This window comes from Streptomyces yerevanensis, assembly GCF_000716805.1.
Classification (GTDB): Bacteria; Actinomycetota; Actinomycetes; order Streptomycetales; family Streptomycetaceae; genus Streptomyces; species Streptomyces flaveus.
In genome coordinates, this window is record NZ_JNWJ01000014.1 from 285,516 (window position 1) to 300,722 (window position 15,207).

At 70.9% G+C, this 15,207-nt stretch carries 9 protein-coding genes; 7 read left to right on the plus strand and 2 right to left on the minus strand.

All coding sequences use genetic code 11. The annotated features are described in order from the left end of the window. The first annotated feature begins 10 nt into the window (after positions 1–10). The 5 genes from OP79_RS17585 (at position 11) to OP79_RS17605 (ending at position 7,411) form a co-directional block, all read left to right on the plus strand. Positions 11–1,063, plus strand: a complete 1,053-nt coding sequence (locus OP79_RS17585; RefSeq protein ID WP_033321152.1) for an ABC transporter permease — start codon at positions 11–13, stop codon at positions 1,061–1,063. Beyond that, positions 1,060–2,013: a carbohydrate ABC transporter permease gene (locus tag OP79_RS17590; protein ID WP_033321153.1), complete on the plus strand. Its 954-nt coding sequence runs from the start codon at positions 1,060–1,062 to the stop codon at positions 2,011–2,013. Before OP79_RS17585 ends, OP79_RS17590 begins: the two co-directional genes overlap by 4 nt. Before the next feature lie 324 nt (positions 2,014–2,337). Then, positions 2,338–4,584 carry a sialidase family protein gene (locus OP79_RS17595; RefSeq protein WP_033321154.1) on the plus strand — a complete coding sequence of 749 codons (2,247 nt, stop codon included), beginning with the start codon at positions 2,338–2,340 and terminating at the stop codon, positions 4,582–4,584. Continuing rightward, positions 4,584–6,569, plus strand: coding sequence for a beta-galactosidase (locus OP79_RS17600; protein WP_033321155.1), 1,986 nt, complete (start codon positions 4,584–4,586; stop codon positions 6,567–6,569). The genes OP79_RS17595 and OP79_RS17600 overlap by 1 nt, the downstream gene beginning before the upstream one ends. 128 nt (positions 6,570–6,697) lie before the next feature. After that, on the plus strand, positions 6,698–7,411 hold the full coding sequence (locus tag OP79_RS17605) for a glycoside hydrolase family 12 protein (RefSeq protein WP_033321156.1): 714 nt from the start codon (positions 6,698–6,700) through the stop codon (positions 7,409–7,411). A 71-nt stretch (positions 7,412–7,482) separates the two neighbouring features. On the opposite strand, the gene OP79_RS17610 is transcribed toward OP79_RS17605, so the two are convergent. Together OP79_RS17610 and OP79_RS17615 are read right to left on the minus strand one after the other, a co-directional pair. Beyond that, the gene (locus tag OP79_RS17610) at positions 7,483–9,534 is read right to left on the minus strand and encodes a glycoside hydrolase family 31 protein (protein ID WP_033321157.1); all 2,052 of its coding nucleotides are present in this window, start codon (positions 9,532–9,534) and stop codon (positions 7,483–7,485) included. 85 nt (positions 9,535–9,619) lie between these two features. Further along, positions 9,620–10,633, minus strand: a complete 1,014-nt coding sequence (locus OP79_RS17615) for a LacI family DNA-binding transcriptional regulator (RefSeq protein WP_033321158.1) — start codon at positions 10,631–10,633, stop codon at positions 9,620–9,622. A 299-nt stretch (positions 10,634–10,932) separates the two neighbouring features. On the opposite strand from OP79_RS17615, the gene OP79_RS17620 reads away from it, so the two are divergent. Next, positions 10,933–13,056: a protein kinase domain-containing protein gene (locus OP79_RS17620; RefSeq protein ID WP_051744717.1), complete on the plus strand. Its 2,124-nt coding sequence runs from the start codon at positions 10,933–10,935 to the stop codon at positions 13,054–13,056. A 91-nt stretch (positions 13,057–13,147) separates the two neighbouring features. Beyond that, complete coding sequence (locus OP79_RS17625) at positions 13,148–15,202, plus strand: outer membrane protein assembly factor BamB family protein (RefSeq protein ID WP_106972412.1); 2,055 nt, start codon at positions 13,148–13,150, stop codon at positions 15,200–15,202. Positions 15,203–15,207: the final 5 nt, after the last annotated feature.

Below are 15,207 nucleotides of genomic sequence, written 5' to 3' on the forward strand. Positions count from 1 at the left end.
GGAGAAAGCCGTGTCGCACAGCACGGTGCCCCGGTCCAGAGCCGAGGCAAAGACCCCCGCGGAGGATCCGGCGACGTCCGACGGCGCCGCCGGACGCCGGTCCCGGTCGCGGTCACGGAAAGACAAGCGTGCCGGGAAGCTGAGCCTCCGGCTCAGATTCAAGCGCGACCGCACGCTGGTCCTGATGACGCTGCCGGCGGTGCTGCTGCTCCTGGTCTTCAACTACGTACCGATCCTCGGCAACGTGGTCGCCTTCCAGGACTACGACCCGTACCTCAGCGAGAACGGCTTCGTCGCCATCTTCCAGAGCCCCTGGATCGGCTTCGAGCAGTTCGAGCGGATCTTCGCGGACTCGGCCTTCTGGCACGCGGTGCAGAACACGTTCGTGCTGTTCTTCCTGCAGCTGATCCTGTTCTTCCCGATCCCGATCCTGCTCGCGCTCCTCATCAACAGCGTGGTCAGGCCCCGGGTGCGGGCTCTCGCCCAGGCGATCATGTATCTGCCGCACTTCTTCTCCTGGGTCCTCGTCGTCACCGTCTTCATGCAGATCTTCGGCGGCGCGGGCATCATCGCGCAGACCCTCCGCCAGCACGGCTACGAGGGCTTCGACCTGATGACCAACCCGGAGACCTTCAAGTACCTGGTCACGCTGGAGATGGTCTGGAAGGACGCGGGCTGGGGCATCATCGTCTTCCTCGCGGCGCTGTCGTCCGTCTCCAACGACCTGTACGAGGCCGCCGCCATGGACGGCGCCGGACGCTGGCGGCGCATGTGGCACATCACGCTGCCCGCCCTGCGCCCGGTGATCGCCCTGCTTCTGGTGCTGCGCGTCGGCGACGCCCTCACCGTCGGCTTCGAGCAACTGCTGCTCCAACGGCAGGCGGTGGGCGTCGCCGCCTCCGATGTGCTGGACACCTATGTGTGGTGGAACGGCATCCGCAACCAGGACTTCAGCTATGCCGCCGCCGCGGGACTCATCAAGGGCTTCGTCGGCCTGGCACTGGTGCTGACCGCCAACAAGGTCGCCCATCTCATGGGTGAGCAGGGGGTGTACAAGAAATGAGCGCTGTCCTCGACAAGCCGGCCGACGAGAAGCCGGCGGCGAAGAAGCCAAGCCTCTGGGCGGCCCCGCCCCGCCCGGTCTGGGAGGAGGAGCCGGCCAAGGTCGGCCTTGCGGGCAAGGGTCTCGTCCTGAGCCTCGCCTGCCTGGCGATCCTCTTCCCGCTGTGGATCGTCATCGTCACCAGCCTCCAGTCGAAGAAGACCATCGACGAGGCCGGCGGTCTGGTGGTGATCCCCAAGGGCATCACCTTCATCGCCTACCAGGAACTCCTCAGCGGCGGTCAGGTCCAGCGCGCCACACTGGTCAGCATCGGAGTGACCCTGGTCGGCACGCTGTTCAGCATGACCGTGTCGGTGCTGTGCGCGTACGGTCTCTCGCGCAGCGGCTCGCTCGCCCACCGCGGAATCCTGATGACGCTGCTGGCGACCATGTTCTTCGGTGCGGGCCTGATCCCGACGTACCTGCTGGTGCAGGGGCTCGGACTGACCGACACCTACCTCGCGCTGATCCTCCCCAGCGCGGTGAGCGTCTTCAACATCCTGGTCCTGCGGGCGTTCTTCATGGGCATCTCCCAGGAACTGATCGACAGCGCCCGGATCGACGGGGCCGGCGACTGGCGCATCCTCTGGAAGATCGTGATGCCGCTGTCGCGCGCGGTCCTCGCGGTGATCGCCCTCTTCTACGCGGTGGGCTACTGGAGCGCCTGGTTCAACGCGTCGATCTATTTGACCGACCAGGACAAGATGCCGCTGCAGAACGTGATGATCCAGCTGGTGCAGAAGCAGGAACGGCCGGTCGGGCTCTCCGCCCAGGTCAACACGGGTGAGCTGTCCGCTCTCGCGCTTCAGATGGCCGTCATGGTGCTGGCCCTCATTCCGGTTGCTGTGCTGTCGCCGTTCGTCCAGCGGCACTTCAAGAAGGGCATGCTGACCGGCGCCGTCAAGGGCTGACTCCGTCAGCCCGCTTTCCTCGGTTCACGACTCCGCCGCGCCGTTCTCCGGGGCGAGCCCGGGAACTGCCTAGGTCGTTTGTGAACTGCGGGCCGGTTGTGGCTGGTCGCTCCCCCACTCTCGAATTCTCCCCCAGTGCCTTAAGGGCCTGGGGGGACCCCCATCGCGGCGAAGCCGCATATGTCACAGCCTCGCGCCCCTGACGGGGCGCTCCCCGAACCCCGACTTCGAACAGGGCGCCCCACACCCCTAAAGGGGGGCCACCCTCCAGCTCGTCACGGGGCGCAGTCCCCTTCCCACCCCCTCCGCAGAACGAGGTATGTCATGCGCACGCCCCGCCTGAGCAGACGCGCCGTCCTTGCCGGGACCGCCTCCACCGCTGCGCTCTCCGCCGTCTCCCTCGCAGGGAGCCCGGCATGGGCGGGCATCGCCCCCGCCGAGGTAGCGGGCAACGCGAACGCGCCCCGCTACCGCTGGCGCAACGCCGTCATCGGCGGCACCGGCTTCGTCACCGGCGTGCTGTTCCATCCCTCCGTACGTGGTCTCGCCTACGCCCGTACCGACATCGGCGGCGCCTACCGCTGGGACAACCGCGCGGCCCAGTGGGTCCCGTTGAACGACGACCTAGGCTGGGACGACTGGAACCTCCTCGGTGTCGAGGCGATCGCCGTCGACCCGGCGCACCCCAACCGGGTGTACCTCTCCCTCGGCACCTACGCCCAGCCCTGGGCCGGCAACGGCGCCGTCCTGCGCTCCGACGACCGCGGCGCCACCTGGTCCCGCACCGACCTGACCGTGAAGCTCGGCGCCAACGAGGACGGTCGCGGTACCGGTGAACGTCTCCTCGTCGACCCGCGCGACAGCGACACCCTGTGGCTGGGCACCCGGCACGACGGGTTGCTCAAGTCGACCGACCGGGGCGCCACTTGGGCAGCGGTGACCGACTTCCCGGCGAAGGCGAACGCCTCCGGGCAGGGCGTGACCTTCCTCGTCGCGGCCGGGCGGTCCGTCTACGCCGGCTGGGGTGACGGCGACGGCACGTCCGGCACGGCGAACCTGTACCGCACCGCCGACGGCACGACGTGGGAGGCCGTGCCCGCGCAGCCGTCCGGCACCTCCGCCAAGGTCCCGATCCGGGCCGCGTACGACAGGCACACCCACGAGCTGTACGTGACGTACGCCGACGCGCCCGGCCCCAACGGCCAGTCCGACGGCAGCGTGCACAAGCTGCGCACCGCCACCGGCAAGTGGACCGAGGTGACCCCCGTGCAGCCCGGCGGCACCACGGAAGACGGCTCGGCGGACAACTTCGCCTACGGCGGAGTCGCCGTCGACGCCCGCCGCCCGGGCACCGTCGTCGTGTCCACCAACAACCGCTGGGCGGCCATCGACACGCTGTTCCGGACCACCGACGGCGGTCGCACATGGACGTCCCTCAAGGACGCGGCTGTCTTGGACGTATCGGAGACTCCCTTCCTCAACTGGGGTGCTGACAAGCCGAAGTTCGGCTGGTGGATCCAGGCGCTCGCCCTGGACCCGTACGACTCGAAGCACATCGTGTACGGGACCGGGGCGACCCTCTACGGCACCCGCGACCTCAAGCGCTGGGCGCCGCAGATCCGCGGCCTGGAGGAGACGTCCGTGCGCCAGCTGATCTCGCCCCCGGTCGGGGAGGCGCACCTGCTGAGCGGGCTCGGGGACATCGGCGTGATGTACCACGAGCGGCTCACGGCGTCTCCGTCGCGCGGCATGGCGGCGAACCCCGTGTTCGGGTCGGCGACGGGACTCGCGCAGGCCGCGGCCAAGCCGTCGTACGTCGTCCGGGCGGGCTGGGGCGACAACGGCAACGGCGCGTACTCGAACGACGGCGGCCGGACCTGGGCGCCCTTCAAGGCCCAGCCGGACATTGCCAAGGACGCACCGGGGCCGATCGCCACCAGCGCCGACGGCGGTACGCTGTTGTGGTCCTTCGTGCACTGGGACGGCACGAAGTACGCAGCCCACCGCTCCACCGACAACGGCGCGACCTGGTCCGAGGTCTCCTCCTTCCCGAAGGGCGCCGCGCCGGTCGCCGACCCGGCCGACCCGACGCTCTTCTACGCATACGACACCGACACAGGAACGCTATACGTCAGCACTGACAGTGGCCGTTCCTTCACGGCCCGTGCGACCGGACTGCCCTCCGGAGACAGCCAGTTCAAGGTGGTGGCGGCCCCGGGCCGCTCCGGTGACCTGTGGATTTCCGCGAAGGAGAACGGTCTCTTCCGGTCCACCGACGGCGGCGCCGCCTTCTCGAAGGTCGCCAGTTGCCGTTCCTCGCACTGCCTCGGCTTCGGCAAGGCAGCCCGCCGCGCCGACTACCCCGCGATCTACCAGGTCGGCGCGATCGAGGCGGGGTCTGTCACCGGCGTCCTCCGCTCCGACGACGGGGCCAGGACCTGGGTCCGTATCAACGACGACGCCCACCAGTGGGGCTGGATCGGCGAGACGATCACCGGCGACCCGCGCGTCCACGGCCGCGTCTACATCGCCACCAACGGACGCGGCATCCAGTACGGGGACCCGGCCTGATGCCCCCGCACCAGCGACCGGGCCTCGCCGACGTCACCCGCGGCCGCATCCTCTTCGGCGGCGACTACAACCCCGAGCAGTGGCCCGAGGAGACCTGGCACGAGGACGTACGCCTCATGAAGGCGGCCGGCGTCAACTCCGTCACCCTCGGCGTCTTCTCCTGGGCGAAGCTCGAACCCCGGCCCGGGGCAAGGGAGTTCGGTTGGCTCGACCGGCTGATGGACCTCATGCACGACAACGGCATCGGCGTCGTCCTCGCCACCCCCACCTCCTCACCCCCACCCTGGATGGGCCGCCTGCACCCCGACACGCTGCCCCGCGACGAGGACGGCCGCACCGAGTGGTGGGGTGGCCGGCAGCACTTCTCGCACTCCAGCGCCACCTACCGCCGCTACGCCGCCGCCATCACCGAGGACCTGGCCGCCCGCTACGGCAGCCACCCCGCCCTCACGATGTGGCACATCAACAACGAGTACTGCACCTACGACTGGGGCGACGAGGCCGCCACCACCTTCCGCCGCTGGCTGAAGGACAAGTACGGCACACTCGACGCACTCAACTCCGCCTGGGGAACGGCCTTCTGGAGCCAGGGCTACGGCGACTGGGACGAGGTCCTGCCACCCCGCCACGCCCACTACCTGAAGAACCCCACGCAGGTACTGGACTTCAAGCGCTACACCTCCGACATGCTCCTGGAGTGCTACGTCGCCGAGCGCGACATCGTCCGTCGGCACACCCCGCACATCCCGGTGACCACCAACTTCATGCCGATGTGGGTGGGCCAGGACGCCTGGAAATGGGCCGGGGAGGAGGACCTCGTCTCCGTCGACATGTACCCGGACCCGCGCGACCCCTTCGGCGCTCAGAACGGCGCCCTCATCCAGGACATGACGCGCTCCCAGGCCCGCGGCGGACCGTGGATGCTCATGGAGCAGGCGGCCGGTCCCGTCAACTGGCGGGGCGTCAACCACCCCAAGCCACGCGGCCTCAACCGTCTCTGGTCCCTCCAGGCGGTGGCCCGGGGCGCCGACGCCGTCTGCTACTTCCAGTGGCGGCAGTCCCGGCAGGGCGCGGAGAAGTTCCACTCGGGGATGGTCAGCCACGCGGGGGAGGAAGGTCGTACGTATCAGGAGGTCAAGCGGCTCGGGACCGAACTCGCCGTGCTCGGCCCCGAAGTGACTGACAGCCACATAGAGGCCGACGTCGCGATCCTGCACGAGTGGAACGCCTGGTGGGCCGGCGCGCAGGACGGCCGCCTGTCCTCCGAGGTCGACCATCCGCAGGTCGTACGCGCCTGGCACCGCGCCCTGTGGGAGGCCCACCTCACCACCGACTTCGCGCACCCCGAGCACGACCTGTCCGCGTACAAGCTGGTCGTCGTCCCGCAGTTGTACCTGCTCACGGACGCCGCGATCGACAATCTCCTGTCGTACGTACGAGCCGGGGGCACCCTCGTCTGCGGATTCCTGACCGGAGTCGCGGACGAGGACGACCGGGTGCGGCCCGGCGGCATGGACGCGCGGCTGCGGGAGCTCTTCGGCATCCGCACGCTGCACGAGTGGTGGCCGCTCGACGCGGGGGAGACCGCCGAATGCGAGGGCTTCCGGGGGACGTTGTGGTCCGAGGAGCTCGAGGCGGCGGGGGACACCGAGCAGGTCATCCCGTACAAGGGCGGTGAGCTGGACGGCTTGCCCGCGCTGCTGCGCAAGGGCCGCGCCTGGTACCTCTCGACGCTGCCCGAACCGCCCGCGCTGCGCGACCTGTTGGCGGACGTGGCGGCCGGTACGGGGGTCCGTCCACCCCTTGACGACCTCCCCGCACAGGTCGAAGCCGTCCGCCGGGGCGAGCTGCTCTTCGTGTTCAACCACGGGCGCGAGACGGTCACGGTGGAGGTGCCGGGCACGCACCGGGACGTCCTCACCGGCGAACCGGTCACCGGTTCCGTGGAGTTGGCGCGCTACGGAGCGGCGGTGCTCGCGCCGTGACCATCCGATCCCAGGACTTCCTCCCGAGCGCGCGACCGTTCTCCCCGCGCGCCGGAGAAGACCGCGTCCTCCTCCTGGAGCCGCGGTAGTTCCACAGCATTTCCCCCCACCCATGGAAAGGGACAGCCATGGCAACACGCACACGCAGGAGGGTCGTCAAGGCCCTCATCGCCCCCGCACTGGCACTCGGCGCCACCATCGGCCTCGCCTCCGCACCGGCCTCGGCCGCCGTCTGGAACTCCTGCGACCAGTGGGGCAACACCAGCCTCAACGGTTACACGCTCTACAACAACATCTGGGGCTCCGGCGCCGGCGCGCAGTGCATCTGGGCCAACTCCGGCACCAACTGGGGCGTCAACGCCAACCACCCCAACACCGGCGGCATCAAGTCCTACCCCAACTCCAAGAAGGTGATCAACAAGTCGATCACCTCGCTCGGTTCGCTCAGCAGCAGCTACAACGTCACGGTCCCGTCCTCGGGCGCGTACAACTCCTCGTACGACATCTGGGACACCGACTACGACTACGAGATCATGCTCTGGATGAACTACAACGGAGCCGTCGGCCCGATCGGCACCTCGCAGGGCAGCGTCACCCTCGGCGGCCACACCTGGAACGTCTACAAGGGCAGCAACGGAGCCAACGAGGTCTTCTCGTTCCTGCGCACCTCGGACTCGAACTCCGGCAGCGTCAACATGCTCCCGATCCTCAAGTGGATCAAGGACACCAAGGGCTGGATGGGCAACGAGACCATCGGCGACGTCCAGTTCGGCTTCGAGATCACCTCGTCGTCCGGCGGTCTGGACTTCCGCACCAACAACCTGACCGTCAGCAGCAGTTGATCCAGGTATAAGCCCAGACACAAAAGTGCGGCCGGTCCTCCCCAGGTCCGGCCGCACTCCTGTGTGCGCGGCTACTCCGCTACGGGCAGCCGCGCCCCGTCCCGCAGGAACAGCGGGATGCGGTCCAGCGGCGCGTCGACCGTCACGGCCGCGCCACCCTCATACGTCTCCCCGGTCCACGCGTCGGTCCAGCGCGCGCCCGCCGGGAGATAGGCCGTACGGGCCGTAGCGCCCGCCGTCAGCACCGGAGCGACCAGCAGATCGGGACCGAAGAGGTACGCGTCGTCCACCGACCAGGCCGCCTGGTCCTCCGGGAACTCGAGAAACAGCGGGCGCATCACCGGCAGCCCCTCCTCATGAGCCGCACGCATCACATCCAGGACGTACGGCTTCAGGCGCTCGCGCAGCCGCAGGTACTTCTCCATGATCGCGGCGGCTTTCTCGCCGTACGACCAGATCTCGTTCGGACCGCCGGTCATGGCCGGGCCGAGCGGCATACCCGGGTCGCGGAAGCCGTGCAGGCGCATCAGCGGGGACAGTGCGCCGAACTGGAACCAGCGGACCATGACCTCCTGGTACGCCGGGTCGTCCGGATCACCGCCGTGGAAGCCGCCGATGTCGGTGTTCCACCAAGGGATGCCGGACAGCGCGGTGTTGAGACCCGCCGCGATCTGGCGGCGCAACGTCGCGAAGTCGGTGCCGATGTCGCCGGACCACAGGGCCGCGCCGTAGCGCTGACTGCCCGCCCATGCCGAGCGGTTGAGGGTGACGATCTCGCTTTCGCCTGCGGCCACCATGCCCTCGTAGAAGGCACGGGCGTTCTCGCGCGGGTAGAGATTCCCGACCTCCAGGCCGGGGCCCGCCCAGTAGCGCAGGTTCTCCTGGAAACCCGGCTTGATCTCCGGCTCACAGGCGTCCAGCCAGAAGGACTGAATGCCGTACGGCGTGAGGTAGTTGTCGCGGACCTTCGACCACATGAAGTCGCGCGCTTCGGGATTCGTCGCGTCGTAGAAGGCGACCTGGACCGTCGACGCGACCTCCTTGTCGGGCCAGTCGGCGTGCGCCATCGGGCCGTACTGCGTGCCGATGAAGTAGCCGCGCTGCTCCATGAGGTCGTGGTTCTCGGAGAGCGGGGACACCGACGGCCACACCGACACGACCAGCTTGACGCCGAGCTCGTCCAGCTCCCGCACCATCGCCGCCGGATCCGGCCACTCCGCCGGGTCGAACTTCCACTCGCCCAGATGCGTCCAGTGGAAGAAGTCGCAGACAATGACGTCCAGGGGCAACCCGCGGCGCTTGTACTCCCTTGCCACGGCGAGGAGTTCGTCCTGTGTGCGGTAGCGCAGCTTGCACTGCCAGAAGCCCGCGGCCCACTCGGGCAGCATCGGCGTACGGCCGGTGACGGCACTGTAGCGGCGCTGGGCGTCCGCCGGGTGGCCCGCCGTGATCCAGTAGTCGATCTGCCGCGCCGAGTCCGCCACCCAACGCGTGCCGTTGCCCGCCAGCTCCACGCGGCCGATCGCCGGGCTGTTCCACAGCAGGGTGTAGCCGCGGCTGGAGGTGAGCACCGGGATGCTGACCTCGGCGTTGCGCTGCACGAGGTCGAGGACGGCGCCCTTCTGGTCGAGCAGCCCGTGCTGGTGCTGGCCGAGGCCGAACAGCTTCTCGCCCTCGTACGCGGAAAAGCGCTGCTCCAGGCGGTGGTAGCCGTTGCCGACGGGGGTGTAGAGGCGCGGGCCCGGCCACCAGAAGTGGGCGCGCTCCTCGGTGAGGAGTTCCGAGCCGTCGTCGGTGCGGGTGAAACGCAGGAGGCCCTCGGCTGTGACCTCGACCGTGAGCGCGCCGACGGTCAGCAGACCGCGGCCGTCCTCGATCTTGACGCTCGCCTCGGTGGCCGGCGCCTCGTCGAGCAGCGCGCCCGGCAGGCCCTCGACGACCGGGCCGCCGAGCCGCGCCCGGACCCGAACCGCGTCCGGGCCCCATGGCTCGACGCGTACGATCTCCTGACGGCCGCTCCACTCCAGGGCGCCGTCGCGCTCGCGGAACGTGCCGATGGTGGGGGAGGACTGAGCGAGGCTGACCGCCCCTTGCTGGGGCTGGTGCTCGGCAGGCTGGTTCACGGAGGTGCTCCCTGAAGGAGTGACGGCGGGGAGGGGGTGCCTTGCGAAGGCCGGAGGGGCGGGGGCCGAGGGCCGGGGGCGTCGGCTACGAGGTGGCGGGCGCGGGCCCCGTGCTGGCCCGTGTCGTCAACTCGGGTGCGATCAGGAGGACTTCGTCGGTGCCGCCGCCGTCGAGCTTGGCGACCAGCAGTTCCACGGCGTTCCGTCCCATCTCCTGCGCGGGTATGGCGACGGAGGTGAGCCGCACCGAGGCCTGGGTGGCGACCTGGTCCGGGCAGACCGCGACCACCGACACGTCCTCGGGCACGGCCCGGCCCTGCTGGCGCAGGAGTCCGAGCAGCGGTTCCACCGCGGACTCGTTCTGCACGACGAAGCCCGTGGTGTCAGGGCGCTCGTCGAAGACCCGGGCCAGGGTCACGGCCATTGCGTCGTACCCGCCCTCGCAGGGCCGGTGCAGCAGCCGAAGCCCGAGTTCGCGGCTGCGGGAGCGCAGTCCGTCGAGGGTGCGTTCGGCGAAGCCCGTGTGCCGCTCGTAGACCGCGGGTGCCTCGCCTATGACAGCGATGTCGCGGTGCCCGAGCATGGCCAGATGCTCGACGCACAGCGCTCCCGTAGCGCCGAAGTCGAGGTCGACGCAGGTCAGCCCGCTGGTGTCGGCGGGCAGTCCGATGAGTACGGACGGCTGGTCCGTGCCGCGCAGCAACGGCAGCCGCTCGTCGTCGAGTTCGACGTCCATCAGGATCATCGCGTCGGCGAGCCCGCTGCCGGTGACCCGGCGCACGGCGTCGGGTCCTTCCTCGCCGGTGAGCAGCAGCACGTCGTAGCCGTGCGTGCGGGCGGAGGTCGCCACCGCGATGGCGATCTCCATCATCACGGGTACGTACATGTCCGTACGGAGCGGGACCATCAGCGCGATGATGTTGGAGCGGTTGCTCGCCAGTGCCCGGGCCCCCGCGTTGGGGTGGTAGCCGAGCTCCTGGATGCTTTGCTCGACCCGCTGCCGGGTGCCCATGGAGATGGACCGCTTGCCGCTGAGCACATAGCTCACCGTGCTGGCCGAGACTCCGGCGTGCTGGGCGACCTCGGCGAGGGTGACCATCCAGCTCTCCAAGGTGTGTGAAGCGCTTCGACAGCGCGTGGTACGGGTAAGGGCGAGTGAGGGTGGCTCGACAGTAGCTTGATGGGGGGTGGGTGTCCATAGGTTGTCGAAGCGCTTCGACTCCGTCGGTTTGGCGGGGCGCCTACGGGGGTGGGGGATGGGGTTCGCGGGCGAGTGCGGGTGGTCTTGGGGTGCTCGCGCAGTTCCCCGCGCCCCTGACGGGCCTGCGGGCCCTTTTCCGGGTGTCGCTTCATGCCTAGCATGACCGGCCGAGGGGGGCCATGGAGGGGGGCGGTGGGGTGGCCGAACGGTGGATCGGGCCCTACCGCGTCGTCGGACTGCTGGGTGAGGGCGGCATGGGTGCCGTACACCTGGGGCGTGACGTACGGGGGCGGGCCGCCGCTGTGAAGGTGCTGCGGCCCGAACTGGCCGCGGACGAGGACATGGTGCGCCGCTTCCGGCGCGAGGCCGACGCGGCCGCGACGGTGCGTGGGCGGGGAGTGGCCCGTGTGCTCGGGTACGACCTCGACAGTCCTGTCCCGTGGATCGCCGCCGCGTATCTGGCGGGGCCCACGCTGCACCAGGCGGTCGCGGCCTGCGGGGTGCTCGACGAGGGCGGGACCAGGGCGCTGGGCGCCGAACTGGTCCGCACGGTCGCGGAGATCCACGCCGCGGGCCTGGTCCACCGCGACCTCAAGCCCTCCAACATCGTGCTCACCCGGGCCGGCCCCCGCGTCATCGACTTCGGCATCGCCCGCCCCGAGTACGGTCTCACGCTCACCGAGCCGGGCCTGGCCCCGGCGACGCCCGGCTACGCGCCCCCGGAACAGGTCACCGGCCGCCGGGCGGGCCCGCCCGCCGACGTCTTCGCCCTCGGTGCCGTGCTGGCCTTCGCGTGCACGGGGCGCGGCCCGTTCGGGACGGGGCATCCCGCGGCCGTGAGCTTCCGGGTCGTACACGAGGAGCCGTCCCTGGAAGGCGTACCGGAGACGCTGGTGCCGGTGATGCGGGCCTGTCTGGAGAAGGACCCGGCGAGGCGGCCGGTGCCGGAGGAGATGGCGGGCGCTCTGGCGGGGGAGAGGGCACTGGCTTCTGCCGCCGTTCCGCGCGCCGGGCGGCCCGTGGTGCTCGCCTCGCGACCCCCTTGGCAGCGAGGTCCTCTCGCCGACGAGATCGCCCGGCGCGCGGACGAAGCCGCCGAGTTGTTGGGCTCGGGGAGCGGTCCCTCGCGCCGCGCCGTGTTCGCGGCGGGGGCGGGAGCGGTCGTCGCGAGCGGGGGCGGTGTCATCGGCTGGTGGCTGTCGCGGGACCGGGGCGGCGGGGCGTCACCGGCCACCGCGGACGGTGTTCCCGTCGCCGAGCCGCTGACCCGCCCCACGGCCGGTACGGTTCCCCAACCGCTGTGGACAGCAGGGAAGTTGAGCGAGTCCGGACCGGGTCCGGTCACCGTGGGCCGTGTCGTCGTCGCGGGAGCGGGCGACGGCGTCGGCGCGTTCACGCAGCACACCGGTGCGCGGGCCTGGACCTGGGCGGGCGGCGCCGCGCCGGACCGTGACGGGCCGCTCCTGGTGTCGGGCCGCACCGTCCTGGTGGTCACGCGGGACGGCGGGCTCACCGCCCTGGACGCGGACCGCGGCGCCCGGTTGTGGAGTGTGCCGGCCGACGCGCGGCAGGCGCTCGCCCTCGACGCCGCGCACGTCTACGTGCTTGACAGCGACCGCCGCGTGAAGGCACTCGCGCGGACGGACGGCGCCGAGCGGTGGACGGCGCGCCGCGCCCTCGGCTCCACGGGCGCCGTGTCCGGCGCGGTGTCGGGAGGCCGGCTCATGGTCACCGCCCGGGACGGCGGGACACTCGTCCTCGACACGGCCGACGGCGCCGTCCGCTGGGAGCGGGACATCGGGCGCCCACGGTTCGCGCTGCCGCCGGCCGGCCTCACGCCCGCGCCGGTGCGCGACGGCTTCTGCGTCGGCGGCGACACGCTCGCCGTGCTCGACGCGCGCAGCGGCGACGAACGCTGGTCGGTCCCGGCCGAGGACTCCTTCTGGGGCGCGCCCACAGTCGCGGACGGTCGCGTCTACGCGGCCCGGCTGTACTACGCGGTCCGGAAGGACGAGCTCACCTGCCTGGACGCCGGAAACGGCGACCCGCGCTGGTCCGTCCCGCTCGACTTCGGTGCCGAACCCGTGCGCCCCGGCGTCGTCCTCGGGAACGCGCTGTACGGCGCACTCGGGCGGCGCACCGGCCTGGACCCCGACGAGCGGCTGCAGGACCTTGGTGTCTACACGGCGGACATCCGTACCGGACGACTGCTGTGGACCTTCAACGACGATGCGAACCAGGCCGGTTGGCGCCTCGCGGGCGCGGCCGGGCGGGTGTTCGTCGCCCGTCGCACGACACTGCGCGCGCTCCCCGTCTTCTGAACTGTCTTCTGAACTGCCCTCTCACGAGAGGGACTTATGAATCGGACGTTCCGGGCTTAGTCTGGCCGACCGGGGGCGAACGGGGGTTCGTATGGACAGGCTGAGCGCTGATGACCCGCCGGTGCTGGACCGGTACCGGCCACTGGCCCGGCTCACGGCAGCCGGCGGGGAGCGGAGGCTGCTGGCCCGCGGGCCGGACGACGGGCTCGCCGAGATCGTCCTGCTCACGTCGAACGCGCCGGCGGACCTCCAGGGCGTGGCCGAGGCGCTGCGCGAGGCCGCGGGTCCGGGCCTGCCCGTGCTGCTGCACGGCGGCACCGGACCCGGACCCGCCTCGGGAACGGCGACCCGGCGGACCCTCCTGCTGTCCCGCGCCGGGAAACGGGACCGGGAGCCCACGCCCGTGGTCCCGCCGGAACCGGCCTGGCTCGCCTTCCCGTACGTGCCCTCCCTCACCCTCGCCGAGGCCGGCGCCCTCATGTACGGCGGCCTGCCGGACGAGACGCTCCGCGCGGTCCGTGCCGTGCTCACCGGCGCACTCGGCCGACTGCACGCCTTGGGTGCCCCTCACGGCGCCGTCACCGCGGACGGGGTACTGATCTGCGCCGACGGACCCCGTCTCGTACGCCCCCGGCCACGGCAGGGGAGTCCGCGGGAGGATCTGGCGGCCCTGGACGCCGTACTGGCCCAGGTGTCACCCGCGGGCACACCGCCACCGGACACGGCGCACGATCCCCGTCTCCCGGACCCCGCGGCCCCGTTCCCCTTGCCCGCCCGCCTGGTCACCGCCCTGGCCCGCCAGGCCGACCACGCCCTGGCCATGGAGGGCGCCACCGACATCGGGCAGACAGGGACCGGCCGGACGGAGAGGCGACCGCCGGGCCGCCGGGCCGTGGTGATCGCCGCCGGGGCCGGGCTGCTCGCGGGCGGTGTCGCCGCGTTCACGCTGCCGGACCGCGGCTCCGGCACCGGCGCGCGGCCCGCCGCGAACCGCGCCCGTGTCCCGGAGGGCATCGCACCATCCGCCCTGTGGCGCTACGACTCCCGGCACAGCAATCTGAGCTACGAGAACTCGACGGTCTGGGCCGTCCGCGAAGGTGAGGCCGCTCTGCTGGCCGAGTCGGAGGAACTGACCGCGCTGCGCCTGGCCGACGGCCGTGTGCTGTGGCGCGCCGACCAGGAGGACGTCCACCTCTCCAGCGCGCCGAACGACTCGATCGTCCCCGGCGCTCCCGGCACCGTCGTCGTCGCGCACGGCACGGGTTTCGTCGCGGTGAGCACCGAGGACGGCACGCGTCTGTGGTCCGAGGACATGGGCATCGCCCCGGAACTCTCCTTCCGGAAGATGCTCGCCTTCGACAGGCGCCGGGGCTTCGTGCTCTACCAGGCGGCGCTCACCGCGGCACCCGAAGGAGCCGATCCGGGTGAGCACCTCATCGCCTTCGACTATCGGAAGCGGACCGAGCGCTGGCGGCTGCACATCCCGGTCTCCAAGAGCGACGGCCTGGGCTTCGACGTGCGGGAGGGCCGCGTCTTCGCGGCCGCCGCCCGTGACGGCACAGCCCACGTGCTCCCCATCGACCTCGACCGGGGCAGGGCGGGCACGGGCCTGGCCCACCACTGGATACCCAAGGGCCACCAGATGACCGTGGACCCGGTCACGCGACTCGTCTACGCCATGGGTGACGGCCACCTCACCGCCGCCCGCCTCGACGAGGACGAACCGCTGTGGCGGCTCAACCTCAACGACGACGCCTCGCGCACCGAGGAGTCACTGATCAACAGCCCCTCGACGGCGGAGATCGCGGGACTGGGCAAGGTCGCCTTCACCAGCGATCAGAACCGCACCGTGTACGCCGTCGACCCGGCCCGGGGCCGTGAACTGTGGCGCGTACGACTGCTTCCCGATCCGCCCGGTGAACACGTCCGGCTCGCCCCGGGACTGACCCTCAGCGACTCCCGCCGCACTCTGCTGGTCGCCGGACGGGCGGCGGGTGTGGTGGCCCTCGATCCGCGCAACGGCGCGGCTCTCTGGTCCTTCCAGGCGGGGCAGTCCCCCGAGGATCTCTACAGAGTCCACCGCATGCCCGGCGATCGTGTCCTGGTCGTCAACCAGTCCTCCGTGTACGCACTCCCGGTGAGGTGAGCCGT

What these genes read in the sequence shown, in the direction of transcription:
- OP79_RS17600 (WP_033321155.1), top strand. Translation starts at nt 4,584, where the DNA reads ATGCCCCCGCACCAGCGACCGGGCCTCGCCGACGTCACCCGCGGCCGC.
- OP79_RS17625 (WP_106972412.1), top strand. Translation starts at nt 13,148, where the DNA reads ATGGACAGGCTGAGCGCTGATGACCCGCCGGTGCTGGACCGGTACCGG.
- OP79_RS17590 (WP_033321153.1), top strand. Translation starts at nt 1,060, where the DNA reads ATGAGCGCTGTCCTCGACAAGCCGGCCGACGAGAAGCCGGCGGCGAAG.
- OP79_RS17595 (WP_033321154.1), top strand. Translation starts at nt 2,338, where the DNA reads ATGCGCACGCCCCGCCTGAGCAGACGCGCCGTCCTTGCCGGGACCGCC.
- OP79_RS17605 (WP_033321156.1), top strand. Translation starts at nt 6,698, where the DNA reads ATGGCAACACGCACACGCAGGAGGGTCGTCAAGGCCCTCATCGCCCCC.
- OP79_RS17615 (WP_033321158.1), bottom strand. Translation starts at nt 10,633, where the DNA reads ATGGTCACCCTCGCCGAGGTCGCCCAGCACGCCGGAGTCTCGGCCAGC.